This window comes from Inquilinus limosus (genome assembly GCF_051487185.1).
In the GTDB taxonomy this organism is placed as follows: domain Bacteria; phylum Pseudomonadota; class Alphaproteobacteria; order DSM-16000; family Inquilinaceae; genus Inquilinus; species Inquilinus limosus_F.
In genome coordinates, this window is the sequence record NZ_JAHVDK010000021.1 from 14,278 (window position 1) to 32,507 (window position 18,230).

Annotated in this window: 19 protein-coding genes; 6 read left to right on the top strand and 13 right to left on the bottom strand. The window is 69.6% G+C overall.

All coding sequences use genetic code 11. The features are described from left to right. Positions 1-42: 42 nt before the first annotated feature. The 6 genes from cysK to KXR53_RS22640 all read right to left on the bottom strand — a co-directional run bounded on the left by cysK (position 43) and on the right by KXR53_RS22640 (position 4,459). The gene (gene cysK, locus KXR53_RS22615) at positions 43-1,017 is read right to left on the bottom strand and encodes a cysteine synthase A (RefSeq protein ID WP_437377533.1); all 975 of its coding nucleotides are present in this window, start codon (positions 1,015-1,017) and stop codon (positions 43-45) included. 80 nt (positions 1,018-1,097) lie between these two features. After that, positions 1,098-1,556, bottom strand: a complete 459-nt coding sequence (locus tag KXR53_RS22620; RefSeq protein WP_437377534.1) for an RrF2 family transcriptional regulator — start codon at positions 1,554-1,556, stop codon at positions 1,098-1,100. Between the two features lie 3 nt (positions 1,557-1,559). Next, a complete protein-coding gene (gene dut / locus KXR53_RS22625; protein WP_437377535.1) occupies positions 1,560-2,018 on the bottom strand; it encodes a dUTP diphosphatase in 459 nt (152 codons plus the stop codon). A 10-nt stretch (positions 2,019-2,028) separates the two neighbouring features. Then, complete coding sequence (gene coaBC, locus KXR53_RS22630) at positions 2,029-3,258, bottom strand: bifunctional phosphopantothenoylcysteine decarboxylase/phosphopantothenate--cysteine ligase CoaBC (protein WP_437377536.1); 1,230 nt, start codon at positions 3,256-3,258, stop codon at positions 2,029-2,031. 261 nt (positions 3,259-3,519) lie between these two features. Further along, positions 3,520-3,672, bottom strand: a complete 153-nt coding sequence (locus KXR53_RS22635) for a hypothetical protein (protein ID WP_437377537.1) — start codon at positions 3,670-3,672, stop codon at positions 3,520-3,522. A 25-nt stretch (positions 3,673-3,697) separates the two neighbouring features. Then, positions 3,698-4,459 (bottom strand): class I SAM-dependent methyltransferase, encoded by a 762-nt coding sequence (locus KXR53_RS22640; protein ID WP_437377538.1) that lies wholly within the window; start codon positions 4,457-4,459, stop codon positions 3,698-3,700. A 47-nt stretch (positions 4,460-4,506) separates the two neighbouring features. Here KXR53_RS22640 and mutM point away from each other — a divergent pair, with 47 nt between their 5' ends. Then, complete coding sequence (gene mutM / locus KXR53_RS22645; RefSeq protein ID WP_437377539.1) at positions 4,507-5,337, top strand: bifunctional DNA-formamidopyrimidine glycosylase/DNA-(apurinic or apyrimidinic site) lyase; 831 nt, start codon at positions 4,507-4,509, stop codon at positions 5,335-5,337. Positions 5,338-5,381: 44 nt separating this feature from the next. Beyond that, the gene (locus tag KXR53_RS22650; protein ID WP_437377540.1) at positions 5,382-6,161 is read left to right on the top strand and encodes an enoyl-CoA hydratase; all 780 of its coding nucleotides are present in this window, start codon (positions 5,382-5,384) and stop codon (positions 6,159-6,161) included. Between the two features lie 60 nt (positions 6,162-6,221). Here KXR53_RS22650 and KXR53_RS22655 read toward each other — a convergent pair whose 3' ends face one another. The 5 genes from KXR53_RS22655 to KXR53_RS22675 all read right to left on the bottom strand — a co-directional run bounded on the left by KXR53_RS22655 (position 6,222) and on the right by KXR53_RS22675 (position 12,253). Beyond that, the gene (locus KXR53_RS22655; protein ID WP_437377541.1) at positions 6,222-6,629 is read right to left on the bottom strand and encodes a DoxX family protein; all 408 of its coding nucleotides are present in this window, start codon (positions 6,627-6,629) and stop codon (positions 6,222-6,224) included. Between the two features lie 92 nt (positions 6,630-6,721). Next, positions 6,722-7,618 carry a myo-inosose-2 dehydratase gene (gene iolE, locus KXR53_RS22660; RefSeq protein ID WP_437377542.1) on the bottom strand — a complete coding sequence of 299 codons (897 nt, stop codon included), beginning with the start codon at positions 7,616-7,618 and terminating at the stop codon, positions 6,722-6,724. Positions 7,619-7,658: 40 nt separating this feature from the next. Continuing rightward, positions 7,659-9,512, bottom strand: a complete 1,854-nt coding sequence (gene iolD, locus KXR53_RS22665; protein ID WP_437377543.1) for a 3D-(3,5/4)-trihydroxycyclohexane-1,2-dione acylhydrolase (decyclizing) — start codon at positions 9,510-9,512, stop codon at positions 7,659-7,661. Positions 9,513-9,525: 13 nt separating this feature from the next. Further along, positions 9,526-11,442 carry a bifunctional 5-dehydro-2-deoxygluconokinase/5-dehydro-2-deoxyphosphogluconate aldolase gene (locus KXR53_RS22670; protein WP_437377544.1) on the bottom strand — a complete coding sequence of 639 codons (1,917 nt, stop codon included), beginning with the start codon at positions 11,440-11,442 and terminating at the stop codon, positions 9,526-9,528. Continuing rightward, a complete protein-coding gene (locus KXR53_RS22675) occupies positions 11,435-12,253 on the bottom strand; it encodes a 5-deoxy-glucuronate isomerase (RefSeq protein WP_437377545.1) in 819 nt (272 codons plus the stop codon). Before KXR53_RS22675 ends, KXR53_RS22670 begins: the two co-directional genes overlap by 8 nt. Before the next feature lie 174 nt (positions 12,254-12,427). On the opposite strand from KXR53_RS22675, the gene iolG reads away from it, so the two are divergent. The 3 genes from iolG to betI all read left to right on the top strand — a co-directional run bounded on the left by iolG (position 12,428) and on the right by betI (position 15,048). After that, positions 12,428-13,414 (top strand): inositol 2-dehydrogenase, encoded by a 987-nt coding sequence (iolG, locus tag KXR53_RS22680; RefSeq protein ID WP_437377546.1) that lies wholly within the window; start codon positions 12,428-12,430, stop codon positions 13,412-13,414. Positions 13,415-13,797: 383 nt separating this feature from the next. Next, positions 13,798-14,322, top strand: a complete 525-nt coding sequence (locus tag KXR53_RS22685; RefSeq protein WP_437377547.1) for a cold-shock protein — start codon at positions 13,798-13,800, stop codon at positions 14,320-14,322. 129 nt (positions 14,323-14,451) lie between these two features. After that, positions 14,452-15,048 (top strand): transcriptional regulator BetI, encoded by a 597-nt coding sequence (gene betI / locus KXR53_RS22690; RefSeq protein ID WP_437377548.1) that lies wholly within the window; start codon positions 14,452-14,454, stop codon positions 15,046-15,048. 92 nt (positions 15,049-15,140) lie between these two features. On the opposite strand, the gene KXR53_RS22695 is transcribed toward betI, so the two are convergent. Beyond that, positions 15,141-16,097 carry a LysR family transcriptional regulator gene (locus KXR53_RS22695; RefSeq protein WP_437377549.1) on the bottom strand — a complete coding sequence of 319 codons (957 nt, stop codon included), beginning with the start codon at positions 16,095-16,097 and terminating at the stop codon, positions 15,141-15,143. Between the two features lie 105 nt (positions 16,098-16,202). Between KXR53_RS22695 and KXR53_RS22700 the strand changes: the two genes are divergently transcribed. After that, positions 16,203-17,237: an aldo/keto reductase gene (locus tag KXR53_RS22700; RefSeq protein WP_437377550.1), complete on the top strand. Its 1,035-nt coding sequence runs from the start codon at positions 16,203-16,205 to the stop codon at positions 17,235-17,237. A 200-nt stretch (positions 17,238-17,437) separates the two neighbouring features. Here KXR53_RS22700 and KXR53_RS22705 read toward each other — a convergent pair whose 3' ends face one another. After that, a complete protein-coding gene (locus KXR53_RS22705; RefSeq protein WP_437377551.1) occupies positions 17,438-18,082 on the bottom strand; it encodes a hypothetical protein in 645 nt (214 codons plus the stop codon). Between the last annotated feature and the right edge of the window lie 148 nt (positions 18,083-18,230).

Consider the following 18,230-nt stretch of genomic DNA (forward strand, 5'->3'; position numbering starts at 1 on the left):
CCGAAGGCCCGCTTCCCCCGCACGCACTGAAGAGGGAGGACGTCAGTCCAGCCCTTCGAACAGCGCGGTCGACAGGTAGCGCTCGGCGATCGAGGGGACGATCACAACGATCTTCTTGCCCTCGTTCTCCGGCCGGGCGCCGACCTCGAGCGCCGCGGCCAGGGCGGCGCCGGAAGAGATGCCGGCCGGCAGCCCCTCCAGCTTCGCGACCTGGCGGGCGACCTGGAAGGCCCGCTCGTTTGAGATCCGCACGACCTCGTCGATGACCTTGGTGTTCAGCACCGCCGGGACGAAGCCGGCGCCGATGCCCTGGATCTTGTGCGGGCCCGGGTTGCCGCCGGACAGCACCGGGCTGTCCTCCGGCTCCACCGCGATCGCCTTGAAGCTGGGCTTGCGCGGCTTGATCACCTCGGAGACGCCGGTGATGGTGCCGCCGGTGCCGACGCCGGAGATCAGGATGTCGACGCCGCCCTGGGTGTCGTTCCAGATCTCCTCGGCCGTGGTGCGGCGATGGATCTCCGGGTTGGCCGGGTTCTCGAATTGCTGCGGAATGATCGCGTTCGGGATGCTGTTGACCAGCTCCTCGGCCTTGGCGATGGCGCCCTTCATGCCCTTCGGACCCTCGGTCAGGTGCAGCTCGGCGCCCAAGAGCTTCAGCATCTTGCGCCGCTCGACCGACATCGTCTCGGGCATGGTCAGGATCAGGCGATAGCCCTTGGCCGCGGCGACGAAGGCGAGCGCAATGCCGGTGTTGCCCGAGGTCGGCTCGATCAGGGTGCTGACGCCCGGCTTGATCCTGCCCGACGCCTCCAGCGCTTCGATCATCGCCAGGCCGATGCGGTCCTTCACGCTCGACAGCGGGTTGAAAAACTCCAGCTTCGCCAGGATGTCGGCCCGGGCATCATGGGCCTCGGCCAGCTTCTTCACCCGAACCAGCGGGGTCGCCCCGATGGTGTCGAGGATCGAATCGTAGATCTTGCCTCGGAACTCGGTCTTCCCGGCGGCGGAAGAGGACATATTACTCTCCAGGGGCGTTAAATAGACTGATCAACATTTATACGCGCCGATTCTGGGGAAGGCCAGCCGCTCGGACCGGCTCAGATCGAGAAGTCCACGGGGGCGGCCCGTTCGCGCGGGATGCCCCTGTCGCGCGCCTGGTTCGCCAGATCCTCGATGGTCAGGGAATCAAGCTTGCGCACCGCCTCCTCCTGCAGCTCGTGCCACAGCGGCCGTACGATCTCCTGGCCCAGGCGGGAGCCCGGCGGCAGCGATTCCTCGTCGTCGGTCGCGGTCTCCAGCGCCCGGATGGCGCGCACGATCTCGCCGACGGTGATGCGCCGACGCTCGCGCGCCAGGCGATAGCCGCCGCGCGGCCCGCGCACCCCGGTCAGGATGTCGACCCGGACCAGCTGCTGCAGCACCTGCTCCAGGTACCGGCGCGGGATCCCCTGGCGCTTGGTGATCTCGGCGCTCTGCACCGGCGTGTCGACCGCGTTGTAGGCGATATCGAGAACCGCCTCGATCGCGAACAGCATCTTCTTCGGCAGTCGGAACATCCGTCAGGCTCCCGTTCCGGTGGACCCGTAGCCGCCCGTGCCGCGGGCGGTGGTGTCGAGGCTCGGCCGTTCCTCCCAGGCGACGCTCGCGTGGCGGGCCACGACCATCTGGGCGATCCGCATGCCCCGGGTGATGGCGACGGGCTCGTCGCCATGGTTGATCAGCACCACGCCGATCTCGCCGCGATAGTCCGAATCGATCGTGCCCGGCGCGTTGACGATGGTGATGCCGTGCTTGAGGGCGAGGCCGGAGCGCGGGCGCACCTGCGCCTCCCAGCCGCGCGGCAGGGCGATGGCGATGCCGGTCGGGATCAGCACCCGGCGCCCGGGCGCCACCGTCACCGGCTCCGCCACCGCGGCCAGCAGGTCCAGCCCGGCCGAATCGGCCGTGGCTGCGGCGGGCAGGGGCAGGCCCAAGCCATGCGGCAGGCGGGTGACGGCGATGGAGACGGCTTCGGTCATCGGATCGGGGTCAGCCTTTCTCGAAATGGCGGGCGATCGCGCCGGCCAGGCGGGTGCCGATATCGGCCTTGCTCAGCCGCGGCCAAGTCTCGGCGCCTTCGGCGGTGATCAGATGCAGGATGTTCGAATCGCCGCCGAAGGCCTGGGTCCCCGGCGACACGTCGTTGGCCAGGATCCAGTCGCAGCCCTTGCGGGTGCGCTTGGCCTGGGCGTGCGCCACCACGTCCTGGGTCTCGGCGGCGAAGCCGATTACCAGCGCCGGCCGGTCGGGCCCCGGGGCGCTCAGCGTCGCCAGGATGTCCGGGTTCTCGGCCAGGGTCAAAGCCGGAGGTCCACCGGCGCCCTTCTTGATCTTCTGCCCGGAGGGCGCGGCGACCCGCCAGTCGGCCACCGCCGCGGCGCAGACCGCGACATCGGCCGGCAGGGCGGCGCTGCAGGCGGCCATCATCTCCTCCGCCGTCTCGATCGGTACCACGGTGACGCCGGGCGGTGGCGGCTCGTGGGTCGGGCCGGTCACCAGCGTCACCCGCGCCCCGGCCTGATGCAGCGCCGCGGCGATGGCGTGGCCCTGCTTGCCGGAGGAGCGGTTGGCGATGTAGCGCACCGGGTCGATCGGCTCATGGGTCGGGCCGCTGGTGACGATGGCGTGGCGGCCCTTCAGCGGCCCGCCGGTGCCGGAGCGGTCGACCTCGGCGAAATAGGCCTCGACGGCGGCGACGATCTCCAGCGGCTCCGCCATCCGGCCGAAGCCGTATTCGCCGCAGGCCATCTCGCCCTGGCTCGGCCCGATTGTGCGCACCCCGCGCCGCTGCAGCAGCGCCAGGTTGTCCCGCGTCGCCGGGTGGTCCCACATGCGGACATTCATCGCCGGCGCCACCAGCACCGGCTTGTCGGTGGCGAGGAGAGCGGTGGTGGCCAGGTCGTCAGCCAGCCCGGCCGCCATCCGCGCCAGGATATTGGCGGTGGCCGGGGCCACCACCAGCAGGTCGGCGTCGCGCGACAGCCGGATGTGGCCCATCTCCGATTCGTCGGTCAGCGAGAACAGCTCACCATAGACCTTGTCCTCGGTCAGGGCGGCGACGGCGAGGGGGGTGACGAATTCGGTCGCGGATCTCGTCAGAATGCAGCGCACCCGGGCGCCGCGCTCGCGCAGCCGCCGGATCAGGTCCAGCGACTTGTAGGCGGCAATGCCGCCGGCGATGACCAGCAGGATGCGGCGGTCGCGCAGCGTCAGCGTCACGACAGGTCCCCAGGGACGGCGGAGGGCGAACTACATCGCATGAATGTTCTTTAGGGCCCTCAGCCGGATTCGGCAAGCACTACGATCGCCGGTTGCGACGAAATGCGCGACAGGGGCCGTGAAATCGGCTTTCTCAATGCGTCATCGCGAGGAGCGAAGCGACGTGGCGATCCAGGGGGCAGTGCCGCTGGATTGCCACGCCCCTTCGGGGCTCGCAATGACGGGTTTAGCCTTTCCCGCCGTGCACGGGGTATCGGCCGATCAGATCTCGCAATACTCGTCGGCAGGCGTGCCGAACCGAGCCTCGTGTTCGTTCCAAAACGCCATCAAGACCTTGGTCTCCTCCTCGATCCGCCGACGCTCCGTTTCGTGAGGCCTGTCGTTCGAAGCGCTTTCTCGTTCGCGGTCAGGCATGCCGACTCCGTCGTTTCCGGACGACTCAAATCCGCCAGCCGGTATGGATCGCCGCGATGCCGCCGGACAGGTTGGTCCAGCGCACCCGTTCCAGCCCCGCCGCCTCGATCCGCTCGGCCAGGCTCGGCTGGTCGGGGAAGCGACGGATGCTCTCGACCAGGTAGCGGTAGCTGTCCTCGTCCTTGGCTACCACCCGGCCCATCGCCGGGATCACGGCGCGGGAATAGAGGTCGTAGGCGCGGTCCAGGCCAGGCAGCACGACCTTGCTGAACTCCAGGCAGAAGAAGCGGCCGCCCGGTTTCAGCACCCGCCGCGCCTCACGCAGCGCGTCGTCGATCCGGGTCACGTTCCTGAGGCCGAAGGAGATGGTGTAGACGTCGACCGACCGGTCGGCGACCGGCAGTGATTCGGCGTTGCCGACCATGTGCAGGATCGGGCCGACCCAGCCGCGGTCGATCGCCCGGTCGCGGCCGACCGCGACCATGCCCTCGGTCAGGTCGCAGATGATCGCCCGGGCGGTCGGGCCGGCGCGGTCGAGGAAGCGGAAGGCGATGTCGCCGGTGCCGCCGGCCACGTCCAGCAGGACCTCGCCGGGGCGGGGCCGGATCGCCGCGATGAGCTGGGCCTTCCACAGCCGGTGGACGCCGCCGCTCATCAGGTCGTTCATCAGGTCGTAGCGGCGGGCGACGCTGGTGAAGACGCCGTGGACGCGCTCGGTCTTCTCCGTCGGATCGACTTCGGTGTCGCCGAACCAGCGGGACTCGGGATTGCGTTGGGCGTCGCTCATGGCCGGGACCATAGCGTCCGGCGCCGGGTCGTGCCAGTGTGCCGGCCATGCCCGAGCTACCCGAAGTCGAAACCGTCCGCCGCGGCCTGGTGCCCGTCCTGGAAGGCCAGCGCCTGGCCCGCGTCGAACAGCGCCGCCCCGACCTGCGTTTCCCCTTGCCCGACCGCATGGCCGAGCGGCTGATCGGCCGCCGAATCACGCGGCTCGACCGCCGCGCCAAATACCTGCTGCTGCATCTCGACGACGGCATGGTGCTGCTGATCCATCTCGGCATGTCCGGCCGGATGATGGTCAGCCGGGGGCGGCCGGGCATCGTCAGCCCGCACGACCATGTGGTGTTCGAGACCGAATCCGGATCGGTCGTCACCTTCAACGACACCCGCCGCTTCGGCATGATGGACCTGGTCAGCCAGAACGCGCTGCATGCCCACAAGGCGCTGGAGGCGCTGGGGCCGGAGCCGCTGTCGGAGGAGTTCGACGCCGCCTATCTGGACCAGGCGCTGGCCCGCAAGATCACGCCGATCAAGGCGGCCCTCCTGGACCAGCGCGTCGTCGCCGGGCTCGGCAACATCTATGTCTGCGAGGCACTATGGGCCGCGCATATCTCGCCGCGCCGGGTCGCCGCCTCGGTGGCCGGCGTGCGGGCGGCGCGGCTGGTGCCGGAGATCAAGGCGGTGCTGCTCCGCGCCATCGAGGCCGGCGGGTCTAGCTTGCGCGACCACATCCAGGTCAATGGCGAGCTCGGCTATTTCCAGCATTCCTGGTCGGTCTACGATCGGGAGGGGGAACCGTGCCGGACCGAAGGCTGCCGGGGCACGATCCGGCGCATCGTTCAGTCCGGCCGCAGCACCTTCTTCTGCCCGGTCTGCCAGCGCTGACCGGGCGTTCGATCAATCGAAGACCCGATGCGGAGGAGCGTTTCATGACCGCGAGCTACGAGACCATCCTGGTCGAGACCCGGGGCCGGGTCGGCCTGATCACCCTGAACCGGCCGCAGGCGCTGAACGCCCTGAATGACGCGGTCTTCAGGGACCTCGGACAGGCCCTCGCGGCCTTCGACGCTGATGACGCCGTCGGCGCCATCGTCCTGACCGGCTCGGAGAAGGCCTTCGCCGCCGGCGCCGACATCAAGGAGATGGCGTCGAAGGACTTCATCGCCGCCTACCGGGGCAACCTGATCGAGAACTGGACCTGCATCACCCGGGTGCGCAAGCCGATCATCGCCGCGGTCGCCGGCTACGCCCTCGGCGGCGGCTGCGAGATCGCGATGATGTGCGACTTCATCATCGCCGCGGACACGGCGCGGTTCGGCCAGCCCGAGATCAAGCTGGGCACCATCCCGGGTTCCGGCGGCACCCAGCGCCTGACCAAGCTGATCGGCCGGTCGAAGGCGATGGACCTGGTGCTGACCGGCCGAATGATGGACGCGGCGGAGGCGGAGCGCTCGGGCCTCGTCGCCCGCGTGGTGCCGGCCGCCGATCTTCTGGCCGAGGCGCTGAAGGCGGCGGAGACCATCGCCGGCTACTCGCTGCCGGTGACGATGATGGCGAAGGAGGCGGTGCACCGTGCCGACGAAACGCCGCTGGCCGAAGGCATCCTGTTCGAGCGGCGGCTGTTCCACGCCACCTTCGCCACCGAGGACCGCAAGGAAGGCATGGCCGCCTTCGTCGAGAAGCGGCCGCCGGCGTTCAAGAACCGCTGAGCCGGACGAAAAAACGGCGGGCCTGGAGCCCGCCGTTTCAGAGGTGCCGGGCGGTGACGGTCAGCGCCGGCCGGGCCCGATCGCCCAGGCGCCAGGGCCGAAGGCGGTGACCATCAGGAGCCCGCCGGCGATGGCGAGATTCTTTATCGCATGGATCTGGTTCGCCATCGCCTCGGCATCCGTCATGGTCCAGAAATGGTGGACGAAGGGGATGGTCAGCAAGGTGAAGCCGGCCAGAACGAAGGCGGCGACGCGCGAGAACAAGCCGAGGATCAGGAGGATGCCGCCGGCCAACTCGACCACGAGGGTCAGGGCCGTGACGATCTGAGGGGCCGGCAGGGTGCTGGCCGTCGCGGTATATTGGACGGCGCCCTCGAAGCCGATCACCTTCTCCCAGCCGGAGGCGACGAACAGCACGGCCAGGAAGATCCGTGCAAAGAAGGCGAAGAAGGAAGAAAAGGCCGACATTTCACCATCCGGGGCGAGTGAATCGATGTGTCACTATGACACCACCCACCTCGCCCGGATGGGGAAATCTTCATTGGCAGTATGCTCACGCCTCAGGTCTTCACCTCGAAGCCGGCGCCGGTCGCGAACTTCCACAGGTTTCGGTAGCCCAGCCGGGCATAGGTGAGGGGATGCGCCTTGGCCGGGTCCTGCTCGGCCTCGACCACCATCCAGCCGCTGTAGCTCTTGGGCAGCGCGTCGAAGATCCGCGGGAAGTCTATCATGCCGTCGCCCGGCACGGTGAAGAGGCCGCCGATCACGCCGTCGAGGAAGCTCCAATCCTCGTCGCGCACCTTCTGCAGCACGTCGCGGCGCACATCCTTGGCGTGGACGTGGTTGATCCGGCTGGCATAGCGCTTGGCCAGCGCCGCGGGATCGCCGCCCGCCACCGTCATGTGCCCGGAATCGAGCAGCAGGCCGACCGACAGCCCGGTGTGCTGCATCAGGAGGTCGACCTCGGCCTCGCTCTGCACCAGCGTGCCCATGTGGTGGTGATAGGCCAGCCGCACGCCGCGCTTCGCCATGTGGTCGCCGATCGCGGTCAGCTTGCGGCCGAACTCCGGCCAGGAATCCTCCGGCAGGGTCGGGCGCTGCGACAGCGGCGTGCCGCGGTCGCCATGCACCGCGCCCGAGGTGTCGCAGAACACCATGACCTTGCAGCCGAGCGCGGCGAGGAGGGCCAGGTGCGGCTCCATCGCCTCGATTTCCTGATCGACCGTTCGGTCAATCAGGTTGGCGCTGTACCAGCCGGAGATCAGCCTGAGGCCGTGCGCCTCCAGGATCGGCCGCAGCACCTCGGCCTGGCGCGGGAACTTGTTGCCCAGCTCGATGCCGGTGAAGCCGGCCTCGCGCGCCTCGAACAGGCAGGTCTCGAGCGGCGTCTCGCCGCCCAGCTCCGGCAGGTCGTCGTTGCTCCAGGCGATCGGGTTGGTGCCGAGGGTGACGGTCATCGCGGCGGTCTCGTGGGCTCGGGTGGCGGGTGGTTGTGGATCAGGCATCACGCCCGGTGACGGGGTGCCCGGCCAGCTGCTCCTCGTAACCGGCGCGGGCCCGGCGCACCTGGTCGCGGTCGGAGACCTCGGGCACGGCCACGTCCCACCAGGCGCCGCCGGCCTCTGTCGTCGTCACCGGGTCGGTGTCGATGACAATGACGCTGGTCTGGTCGGTCGCCTTGGCGCGCAGCAGCGCCGCTTCCAGCTCGGCGATGCCGGCCACCTTCTCCGACGCCGCGCCCATGCTGGCGGCGTGGGCGGCGAAGTCGATCGGCTGCGCGCCCTCGATGTCGCGGAACAGGTTGTTGAAGGAGGCGCCGCCGGTTGCGTTCTGCAGCCGGTTGATGCAGCCGAAGCCGCGGTTGTCGAGCACGACGACGGTCAGCTTGACGCCCTGCTGCACCGCGGTCGCGATCTCGGAGTTCATCATCATGTAGCTGCCGTCGCCGACCAGGACGTAGACCTCGCGATCCGGCCGGGCCAGCTTGACCCCGAGGCCGCCGGCAATCTCGTAGCCCATGCAGGAATAGCCGTATTCCAGGTGGTAGCCGCCCGGCGCATCGGTGCGCCACAGCTTGTGCAGCTCGCCCGGCAGGCCGCCGGCGGCGCAGACCACGATGGCGCCGCGCCCGGCCGCGCGGTTGACCGCGCCCAGCACCTGGGCGTCGGAGGGCAGGGGCGCGTTGCTGGCCGCGGTGGCGCGGTCGACCGCGCCGTTCCACTCCGCGATCAGGCTGCGGGTCCGGTCGGACTGGGCCTTCGGCGCGGTCCAGGACCCCAGCGCCTGTGACAGCGCGTCAAGGCCCCGGCGGGCGTCGGCGACCAGCGGCAGGGCGCCGTGCTTGCCGGCGTCGAAGACGGCGGCGTTGAGCTGGATCAGCGTCCGCCCCGGCGCCCGGAACAGGGCGCGGGAGCCGGTGGTGAAATCCTGCAACCTTGTGCCGACCGCCAGCACCACATCGGCGTCCGCAGCCAGCGCATTGGCGGCGCTCGAGCCGGTGACGCCGATCGAGCCGGTATTGTTCGGGTGATTCCAGGCCAGGCTGCCCTTGCCGGCCTGGGTCTCGGCGACCGGCAGGCCGTGGCGCTCGGCGAAGCCGGCCAGGGCCTTCGCCGCGTCGGAATAGAGCACGCCGCCGCCGGCGATCACCAGCGGCCGCTCGGCCTTCTGCAGCGCCGCGACGGCGCGGGCCAGCTCGGCCTCGTCCGGGCCGGGGCGGCGGATGCGGTGCACCTGCTCCGCGAAGAACCAGGCCGGGTAGTCATAGGCCTCGGCCTGCACGTCCTGGCACAGGGCCAGCGTCACCGGCCCGCAATCGGCCGGGTCGGTCAGCACGGAGAGGGCGCGGGGCAGGGCGGTCAGGATCTGCTCCGGCCGGGTGATCCGGTCGAAATAGCGCGACACCGGGCGGAAGCAGTCATTGGCGCTGGCCGTGCCGTCGCCGAAATCCTCGATCTGCTGCAGCACCGGGTCGGGCCGGCGGGTGGCGTAGACGTCGCCTGGCAGCAGCAGCACCGGCAGCCGGTCGACATGGGCCAGCGCGGCGGCGGTCACCAGGTTGGTGGCGCCGGGGCCGATCGAGGTGGTGCAGGCCATCATGCGGCGGCGGAACTTCGCCTTGGCATAGGCGATCGCGGCCAGGGCCATCGCCTGCTCGTTATGGGCGCGCAGCGTCGGCAGCTCCTCGCGGTGGGCGTAGAGGGCCTCGCCCATGCCGGCGACGTTGCCGTGGCCGAAGATCGCCCAGACGCCGGCGAACAGGCGCTCGCGGCTTCCGTCCTCCTCCTCGATCCATTGCGCGGCGAGGTGGCGCACCAGGGCCTGCGCCACGGTCAAACGCACGGTTCCCATCCCTATCGCTCCTTCAAGCCGCGGCTTGAGCCGCGGCGCGGGCATTCTGCCAGGCGGTGATCAGGCTGCCATAGCTGGCGGCCATCCGTCTCACCGCTTCGTCGTCATCGATACGGCCGGCGATCCAGTCCTCGGCCGCACGGCCGAAGATGGTGCGGCCGACCGCGAAGCCGCGGCACCAGGGCTGGCGCGCGGCCGTGGCGAAGGCCTCGGTCAGCTCCTCCTCCGGCGCCTCCAGGCCCAGCAGCAGCACGCCGCGGCAATGCGGGTCGCGCCGCGCGATCACCTCCTGGATCGCCGCCCAGGCGGCCTCGGAGGGCGGCGGCTGCAGCTTCCACCAGTCCGGATGGATGCCGATGCCGTAGAGATGGTCCAGCGCCCGGGCCACGGTGCGGTCGTCGGCCGGCATGGACTTCGGCGGGATCACCTCGACCAGCAGCTCATGCCGGGTCGCGCGGCTGGCGTCGAACAGGGCCAGCAGCTGCCGGTCCTGCTCGTCCCGGATCTCCGGCGGGTCGTCCGGGTGGTACTGCACCAGGCACTTCACCACATGCTCCAGCGGCCACTCGCGCAGGGTGACGCCGACATCGGGCCCGCCCTCAAAGCGCAGGGGGCGTGACCCCGGCAGCTCGATCGGCCGTCCGATCCAGGCGCCGCTGCCGGCGGCGGCGAACAGCGCCTCGCTGCCCAGCCGGCCGTCGATCAGCACGCCGAAGCCAGGCCCGCCATGGGCCTGCTTCGCTGCCTGCCAGGCCAGCAGCTTGAAGGCGCCGATCTTCTCCGCATCGGCGCCGTGGCGCGCCGCCATCTCCTCGAACTGGGAGCGGTGGTCGAAGGCCAGGGCATGGACCTCGGGCCAGTCGCGGATCCGGGTCGTCGCCCAATGCACCTGGTTCAGCGCCGGGTCCTCGCGCAGCCGGTGATGAGCGCTGCCCCGTGCCAGGAACTGCGACAGCTCGGTCCAGCTGGGGTAGGAGGGGGCGCAGCCGTGCCGCGACACGGCGAAGGCGCCACAGGCATTGGCGTAGCGGCAGGCGGCCTCGACCGGCTCGTCGCGCAGCCAGCCGCGCAGGAAGCCGGCCATGAAGCCGTCGCCGGCGCCGAGCACGTTGTAGACCTCGACCGGGAAGCCCGGGCCCTTCACCCCCTGCTCGATGTCGTCCGGGATCGCGCCCGGGAAGACGACGCAGCCCATCGGCCCGCGCTTGACCACGAGGGTGGCGGCGCTGAGCTCGCGGATCCGGCGCAGCGCCGCCAGCGTGTCGGTGGCGCCGCCGGCGATATGGATCTCCTCCTCGGTGCCGACGATCAGGTCGCACTCCGGCAGGATCGCCTGCAGATGGGTGCTGACGGCTGAGCTCTCGACGAAGCGCTCCTCGCCGAGGCCATGGCCGGTCAGGTTCCACAGGACCGGGCGGTAATCGATGTCCAGCACCACCCTGCGGCCATGGGCATGGGCCAACCGCATCGCCTTCCGGCTCATCGCCGCGACCGAGGGGGTGGAGAAATGGGTGCCGGTCACGACCACGGCGCGGGCCGAGGCGATAAAGGCCTCGTCGACGTCGTCTTCGGATAGCGCCATGTCGGCGCAGTTCTCGCGGTAGAAGATCAGCGGGAAGGTGTGGCGGTCCCGGATGCCGAGGATGACGAGGGCGGTCAGCCGCTGCGGATCGGTGATGACGTGGCTGGTGTCCACCCCTTCCGCCGCCAGCTGCTCGCGGATGAAGCGGCCCATATGCTCGTCCCCGACCCGGGTGAGCAGGGCGGAGCGCAGGCCCAGCCGGGCCGCGCCGACCGAGATGTTGGTCGGGCAGCCGCCGACATATTTGGCGAAGGAGGCCATGTCCTCCAGCCGGCCGCCGACCTGCTCGCCATAGAGGTCGACCGAGGAGCGGCCGATGCAGATCACATCCAGGACGGGATCAGCCATGGCGCGACACTCCCTCCGGGCGCCAGAACTCGGCCTTCGCATCCATGGTCCAGCGGTGCTCCTCGGTGAAGTCCGGCACGGTGTAGGGGTTGCCCGGCAGGTGGCGGATCACCCATGCGTAATACATGCCGTAGCCGGGCGCGGCGCATTGCGCGTGGTCGAAGCCGTCGAAGATCTTGATGGTGTCGTATGCCCGCACCTTCAGCACGGTCTCGCCCAGCTCGGCATGGCCGTAGCCGCGCGGATCTGTGAAGCGGTAGTGGTAGATCTCCGGCTGGGGGTGGTGGTGCGGCGGATAGCTCGACCAGCGGCCGGGGAAGGTGACGACCTCGCCCAGCACCAGCTCGGCATTCGGGTCGCTGTTGCGCAGGTCGAAGATGGTGCGGACGTAACGGTAGCAGGCGTCGTCGACCTGGCCCTTACCGCGATGCTCGTTCGGCACGTCCTCGGGCAGGAACACGCGCGAGGGGAAAGGCTTGGTGTTCTTCGTCTCGTAGACCGTGAACTCGGCCTCGTCCTCGGCCGCGAGCCGCACCCGGGCGCCGGCCGCGACATGCACGGCGCTGGCCGACTCGTCGAACAGCGAGCGGCGGGAGAAGCGCACCGACCGATTGTCGATCGTCACCTCGGCGGTGCCGGACATCAGCAGCCAGGCGGTCTCGTTCGTCGTCTCGACCTCGTGGCTTTCGCCCGGCGCCAGCTTCAGCACGGCGACCGCGATGCCGGTGTCGTCCTCGGGCTCATCGAAGCGGGTGATCTGCGTCAGCCCCGGGCCGAAGCCGCCGCGGTGGCCGGTCAGATGGCGGGTCATGGCTGGTCCTCCCCAAGGCGTGATTGCATCAAATAGAACAAATATTCCATTTGACTGCAACCTCGGAATTCTGATTTTTCTGTCGCGACCGGCCGCCGCCGGGCCGATGATTCCGGCGCGACGAAAGGGCCACAGCCGGGCCCCGCGGCCCGGCGCACCGCGAAAGGGAGAAGCATGCTCAAGATCTGCCAGTTCGGCGCCGGACGGATCGGGAAGATCCATGCCGACAACATCGCCCGCAACGCGCGCACCCAGCTCGTCACTGTGGTCGACGTCCACCGCGAATCCGCCGAGGCGCTGGCGAAGCAGCACGGTGCTGCGGTCGGCGATGGCCTGGCGGCGCTGGACGGTGCGGACGCGGTGGTGATCGCGAGCTCGACCGACACCCATGCCGACCTGATCGAGGCCGCGGCCAAGGCCGGCAAGGCGATCTTCTGCGAGAAGCCGATCGACCTCGACAGCGCCCGGGTCGAGGGCTGCCTCGACATCGTCGCCCAGGCCGGGGTGCCGCTGGCGCTCGGCTTCAACCGGCGCTTCGACCCCAGCTTCGAGGCGGTCCATGCCGGCATCGCCGAAGGCCGCATCGGCAAGGTCGAGCTGGTGGCGATCACCAGCCGCGACCCCGGGCCGCCGCCGGCCAGCTACATCCGCGTCTCCGGCGGGCTGTTCCGGGACATGATGATCCACGATTTCGACATGGCTCGCTGGCTTCTGGGCGAGGAGCCGGTGGAGCTCTACGCTACGGCGAGCAACCTGGTCGACCCGGCGATCGGCGCCGAGGGCGACGTCGACACCGCAGTGGTGACGCTGAAGACCGCCGGCGGCGCCATCGCCCAGATCTCGAACAGCCGCCGCGCTGCCTATGGCTACGACCAGCGGGTCGAGGCCTTCGGCTCGCTCGGCATGCTGCGGGCCGAGAACCGCACCGCGACCACGATGGAATATGCCGGCGCCGAGGGGGTGGTGCGGGACAAGCCGCTGCATTTCTTCCTGGAGCGTTACGCCGAGGCCTATCGCCGTGAGCTCGACGACTTCATCGACGCCGTGCTCGGGGCCCGGGCGCCCCGGGCCGGCGGCGAGGACGGCCGGCGCGCCCTGCTGCTCGCCGACGCCGCCTGGGAATCGGTGAAGACCGGCGCCCCGGTGCGGCTGCCACAATAAACTCATCCCGCTGAACGAGTCTTCTGGCCTGCGAAAGATTCTCTCTCGCTGCGGTGCGACGCCTATGGTCAAGGCGCGCGGCCTGGGGTTATAGTTCCTGCGGGTGTCTTCTGTAGGCTCGGCTGAGGGGTAGAGAGACGATCGTCACCCGCGGGTGGTCTTCACGCGCGGTCTGGTTGTCTCGGGTAACGAATGGTCGTCTCGACAAAAACGTTCAGACCGTCCAGCGCCGGCGTACCGCCGGTCGCGAGCGGACAGATCCTGGTTTCCGCTCGCGGAAGCCGCACCCTTGGTCCTGGTGCAGCACTTTCTCTTGGAGTTTCAGTTCAATGATGAACCGACGTCATCCGCCGCGCGTCGGAGGCGGCGAATATCGCCGTGACGTGACGGCTGTGGTCAAGTGGTTCAACCCGACGAAGGGCTTCGGCTTCGTCCAGGTGACGGACGGTTCGCCGGACGCGTTCCTGCACGCCTCGGTCGTGGAACAGTCCGGACATCGCGAGATGTATGAGGGCACGAAGATCGTCTGCGACATCGCGGAAGGTCAGAAGGGCCCGCAGGTCGCGGTGATCCATCGTGTCGAGGAGCTCGGCACCCCGCCGGCCGGCGGCGGCTTTCGCCCGAGCCGCTTCGGCGGCGGCGACCGCGGCGGCTTCGGCGGCGGCGGCGGCTTCGGTGGCGGCGGCTTCAGCGGCCCGGCGACCGAGGTCGAAGGCACGGTGAAGTTCTTCAACGCCGAGAAGGGCTTCGGCTTCGTCACCCCGGACGATGGCGGCAAGGACGTCTACGTCGCCTCGCGCGCCCTGCAAAAGGCCGGCCTGCCGGGCCTGAACAGCGAGCAGCGGGTCCGCCTGACGGTCCGCATGGGCCAGAAGGGCCCAATGGCGGAAGCCGTCCAGCTCCTGTGATGTCGGACGCGGCCCGGGGGCGACCCCGGGCCGTCACCTTGCGTGGCCGAGCCCCGCTCCGCCCCACCCGATCACGTGCCCGAGGATAAGCCAGGGCCGCGCGCGAAGTTCACGCGCGAATTGCCGGCGGTGCGACGCCGGGCGCTGATCGAAGCCACCGCCCGATGCCTGGCCGAACGCGGCCATGCCGCCACCTCGGTGCGCGAGGTCTGCGCCCGCGCCGGCGTCTCTCCCGGGCTGGTGCGCCATTATTTCGGCGGCATCGACACCCTGATCGCCGAGACCTATCGATTCATCGGCAGCCATGTCGCAGAGACCCTGGCTGTCGCGCTGGCCGCAGCGGAAGCGACGCCCGAAGCGCGGCTGCGCGCCTTCATCGATGCCAGCTTCCGGCCGCCGGTGCTGGACCCCGACTTGCTGTCGATCTGGCTGTCCTTCTGGGCGCTGGTGCGCCGCGACGAGGCGATCCGGCAGATCCACCGCGACGTCTACGCCGCGTATCGCCGGCGGCTCGAAGGGCTGATCGCCGCTGCGGCCGAAGCCCGGTCGCGCCGGATCGACGCGCCGCTTGCGGCGCTGGCCTTCACCGCCATGCTCGACGGGCTGTGGCTCGAGCTCTGCCTCGATCCGACCGTGTTCACGCCGGAAGACGCCGTGCGCATAGCCAATGGCTGGGTCGACGGCCTCCTGTCCGGTAACGGCATGGGGCTGACGGCGGGTGCTTAGACAATTGGCTGGGCCGCCTTCCCCCTCACCCTCCCGTCGCTGACGCGACGGGCCCCCTCTCCCCGAGGCGAGGGGAATATGAGCCGTCGCCTCTACACCTCTCCTTGGGGAGAGGTCGAAATCGCGTCAGCGATTTCGGGTGAGGGGGCGGCCCTGGCCTCGCCACCCGCTCCAGTACCGACAGAAGGCATCCCGTCGCCCTCGCCGCGGAACAGCGCCCGGTTCTCCCGCATCAGGCGGACGATGCGCTCGATCACGGCGCGCACCGCGGGGTGGCGGCGCTCATCCTGGTGCAGCACCAGCCATTGCTGGTGGCGCAGCTCCTCGACCTCCTGCAGCCGCTCCAGCTCGGGATCGGCGTCGCCGACGAAGCAGGGCAGCACCGCCCGGCCGACGCCGCGGCGCAGCAGGTCCAGGATCAGCCGCGGATCGTTGCCGCGGGCGACGATCGCAGCGGCGTGCCGCTCCGCCACCCAGCGGGCCGAGGGTGTGACGGCGCCGTCCCCGGTCACGCCGATCCAGCGCTCCTCCGGCGCGGCGCCGCGCCGGCTGTAGACGGCGAAGGCGACGTCGCCGGTCCGCCGCCCGGCCAGCCAGGGCTCCTCGGGCCGCCGGTTGCGCACGCCGATATCGGCCTGGCCGCGGGCGATGTCGAGCCGGGCGTTGGCGGCGACGAAGTCGATTGTCCACGGCTCGCCGGGCGACCACAGCGCGTCGATGTGCCGGGCCAGGAACCAGGAGGTCCAGGTCCCGGCCGAGATCCGCACGGTGCGGCGGGGCGACAGGCCGTCGCGCCAGCGCTCGATACCGGTGGCGGCGGCCTCCATCTCCTCGGCCTGGACCAGGAACTGGCGCCCCGCCTCGGTCAGGCGATAGCCCAGCCGCTCGCGCAGGAACAGGCGCTGGCCCAGGCTTCGCTCCAGCGCCGTCATCCGGCGCCCCAGCGTGGCCGGGCTCGACCCCGCCTGGCGGGCCGCGGCACTCAGCCCCTCGCCGCGGGCCACGGCCAGGAACAGGCGGATGTCTTCCCAGTCGATCGGCCTTTTCATGCCTGAAACGGTCTTTTCAGTGCTGCGTGTTTCGGGGCCGGATCCTAACGGATAGCTTGCCTTCGACGGATCCATTTTCTTTTCGATCATGAAAAGGATAGCGCCATGAACGATCAAGCCGGGCTTCCTTCCGCCACCCTGATCCGCCTATGGGACGGGCGCGAGGTGCCTCGCCTTGGCCTGGGCTGCTGGGCGATCGGCGGCCCGTTCTTCGCCGGCGACACGCCGCTCGGCTACGGCACGGTCGACGATGCGGAGTCGATCGCCGCGATCCGCTGCGCCGTCGATCTCGGCATCCGCTTCTTCGACACCGCCGACGTCTACGGCGCCGGCCATTCCGAGGCGGTGCTGGGCCGGGCCCTGGAGGGCCGGGACGACGTCGTGATCGCGACCAAGCTGGGCAACCGCTTCGACCCGGCGACGAAGCAGCTCACCGGCAGCATCGCGGATGGCGACCTGCGGCGCGAGGCCCGCAGCGCTGTGGAGGGGTCGCTGCGCCGGCTGCGCCGCGACCGCATCGATCTGCTGCAGCTCCACCTCAACAATCTGCCGATCGACCGGGCCGGCGAGGTGTTCGAGGTGCTGGACGATCTGCGCGCAGCCGGCACCATCGGCGCCTATGGCTGGAGCACTGATTTCCCGGAGCGGGCGGCCGCTTATGCCGGGCGCGAGGGCTTCGTTGCCGTCCAGCACGGGATGAACCTGTTCTTCGACGCGCCGACCATGGGCGGCGTGATCGAAGAGCACGGGCTGATCTCGATCAACCGCTCGCCGCTGGCCATGGGGCTGCTGACCGGCAAGTTCGCGCCCGGGCAGGCGCTGCCGGCGGACGATGTCCGGGCCAACACCTTCGGCTGGATGGATTATTTCAAGGACGGCCGCGTCGTGCCGGGCTTCGCCGATCGGCTGGAGCGGATCCGGCACCTGCTGACCGCCGACGGCCGCACCCTGGCCCAGGGCGCGCTCGCCTGGCTGTGGGCGAAGTCGCCGCGCACCCTGCCGATCCCCGGCTTCCGGTCGGTGACGCAGGTGCGGGAGAATGTCGGCGCGCTGGAGAAGGGGCCGCTGCCGGCCGAGGCGATGGCCGAGATCGAGCGGCTGATCGACCGCCCGCCGGAGGGCGCGGCGCGGGAGCGGTGAGGGGTTCATACCCACGGCGGAAAAGTCCAACCCGTCATTGCGAGGAGGCGAGGCCGACGAAGCAATCCATCGGCCCACACGAGCTGTACCCTGGATTTTTTCGCTGCGCTCGCAACGGTGGGTTGGAAATTCCGGAAAGCCTCGCTTGTCGGAGAGGTCGGGACGCCGTCAGTGGTTCCAGGTGACGTCGAGACCGATCATCACCCGCCAGCGCTGTAAGCCGGCCTCGCTTCGGCTAAGGCCTCGTCCCGCGTCATCGTAGGCAGGCGGTCGCGCGGCACGGACGAAGGCGAACGCCATGCCGCTTCTCCAAGATCTCGGAAGCGCTGGATCGCCTGTTCGACCACCTCGCGGTCGACACGTTTTGCATCGATCACGATATCCAAGCCGATGCCATAGGCATAACTGTCGTCGGTCCTGAACTCCTCATAGATCACCGGCGGCTCGTTGCGGATGATGTCCGCGGCGAGCCGGTCGGCATATTCCCGCTCTGTCAGGCCGCCCAGCTGATCGAACCGAGGCGGCTCCTTCATATGGTAAGCCTTCACTTTGCCGGTCGGAGACCATTCGCAGGGCTCGAACATTCCCTTGATAGCGAAGGAGCGCTCCGGCAACAGCTCGCGGGTCCGCTCGAACGCCAGATTCTCGACCTCGTCCCAGAAAACCGCGCTGGCTGTCAGGATCGTCGCATTCCAGAAGGTAAATTTGTCCAACCCCGGAAACACGAAATCGAGCCACTGATTGTACGCATCCGGCCGGCCGGGTTCATTGAGTACCTGACCACTGGTGAAAAGGCCGCCGTAGTCGGCCCGTGTCCGGGCGATCTCACTGCGAAGCTGGGTCACCGCTTCCCGCCGACGGTGGCGTGGGAGCGTCAGAAACGGGCGATGTTTCCTTCTTCGAAATCGTCTCGTTCCTGACATTCCTCCCCTCCCGTTGCCTCGTGAGCAGGCCTGCGGACGTTCGTGCCGGCGGCTGGGTATCCAATATGAG

Bases quoted from the DNA above. Each gene is read 5' to 3' on its own strand.
- KXR53_RS22640 (WP_437377538.1), bottom strand. From the start codon at position 4,459: ATGAGCGACGCCCAACGCAATCCCGAGTCCCGCTGGTTCGGCGACACC.
- dut (WP_437377535.1), bottom strand. From the start codon at position 2,018: ATGACCGAAGCCGTCTCCATCGCCGTCACCCGCCTGCCGCATGGCTTG.
- mutM (WP_437377539.1), top strand. From the start codon at position 4,507: ATGCCCGAGCTACCCGAAGTCGAAACCGTCCGCCGCGGCCTGGTGCCC.
- KXR53_RS22700 (WP_437377550.1), top strand. From the start codon at position 16,203: ATGAACGATCAAGCCGGGCTTCCTTCCGCCACCCTGATCCGCCTATGG.
- iolD (WP_437377543.1), bottom strand. From the start codon at position 9,512: ATGGGAACCGTGCGTTTGACCGTGGCGCAGGCCCTGGTGCGCCACCTC.
- KXR53_RS22655 (WP_437377541.1), bottom strand. From the start codon at position 6,629: ATGTCGGCCTTTTCTTCCTTCTTCGCCTTCTTTGCACGGATCTTCCTG.
- iolG (WP_437377546.1), top strand. From the start codon at position 12,428: ATGCTCAAGATCTGCCAGTTCGGCGCCGGACGGATCGGGAAGATCCAT.
- KXR53_RS22675 (WP_437377545.1), bottom strand. From the start codon at position 12,253: ATGACCCGCCATCTGACCGGCCACCGCGGCGGCTTCGGCCCGGGGCTG.
- KXR53_RS22670 (WP_437377544.1), bottom strand. From the start codon at position 11,442: ATGGCTGATCCCGTCCTGGATGTGATCTGCATCGGCCGCTCCTCGGTC.
- cysK (WP_437377533.1), bottom strand. From the start codon at position 1,017: ATGTCCTCTTCCGCCGCCGGGAAGACCGAGTTCCGAGGCAAGATCTAC.
- KXR53_RS22635 (WP_437377537.1), bottom strand. From the start codon at position 3,672: ATGCCTGACCGCGAACGAGAAAGCGCTTCGAACGACAGGCCTCACGAA.
- KXR53_RS22620 (WP_437377534.1), bottom strand. From the start codon at position 1,556: ATGTTCCGACTGCCGAAGAAGATGCTGTTCGCGATCGAGGCGGTTCTC.
- KXR53_RS22650 (WP_437377540.1), top strand. From the start codon at position 5,382: ATGACCGCGAGCTACGAGACCATCCTGGTCGAGACCCGGGGCCGGGTC.
- iolE (WP_437377542.1), bottom strand. From the start codon at position 7,618: ATGACCGTCACCCTCGGCACCAACCCGATCGCCTGGAGCAACGACGAC.
- KXR53_RS22695 (WP_437377549.1), bottom strand. From the start codon at position 16,097: ATGAAAAGGCCGATCGACTGGGAAGACATCCGCCTGTTCCTGGCCGTG.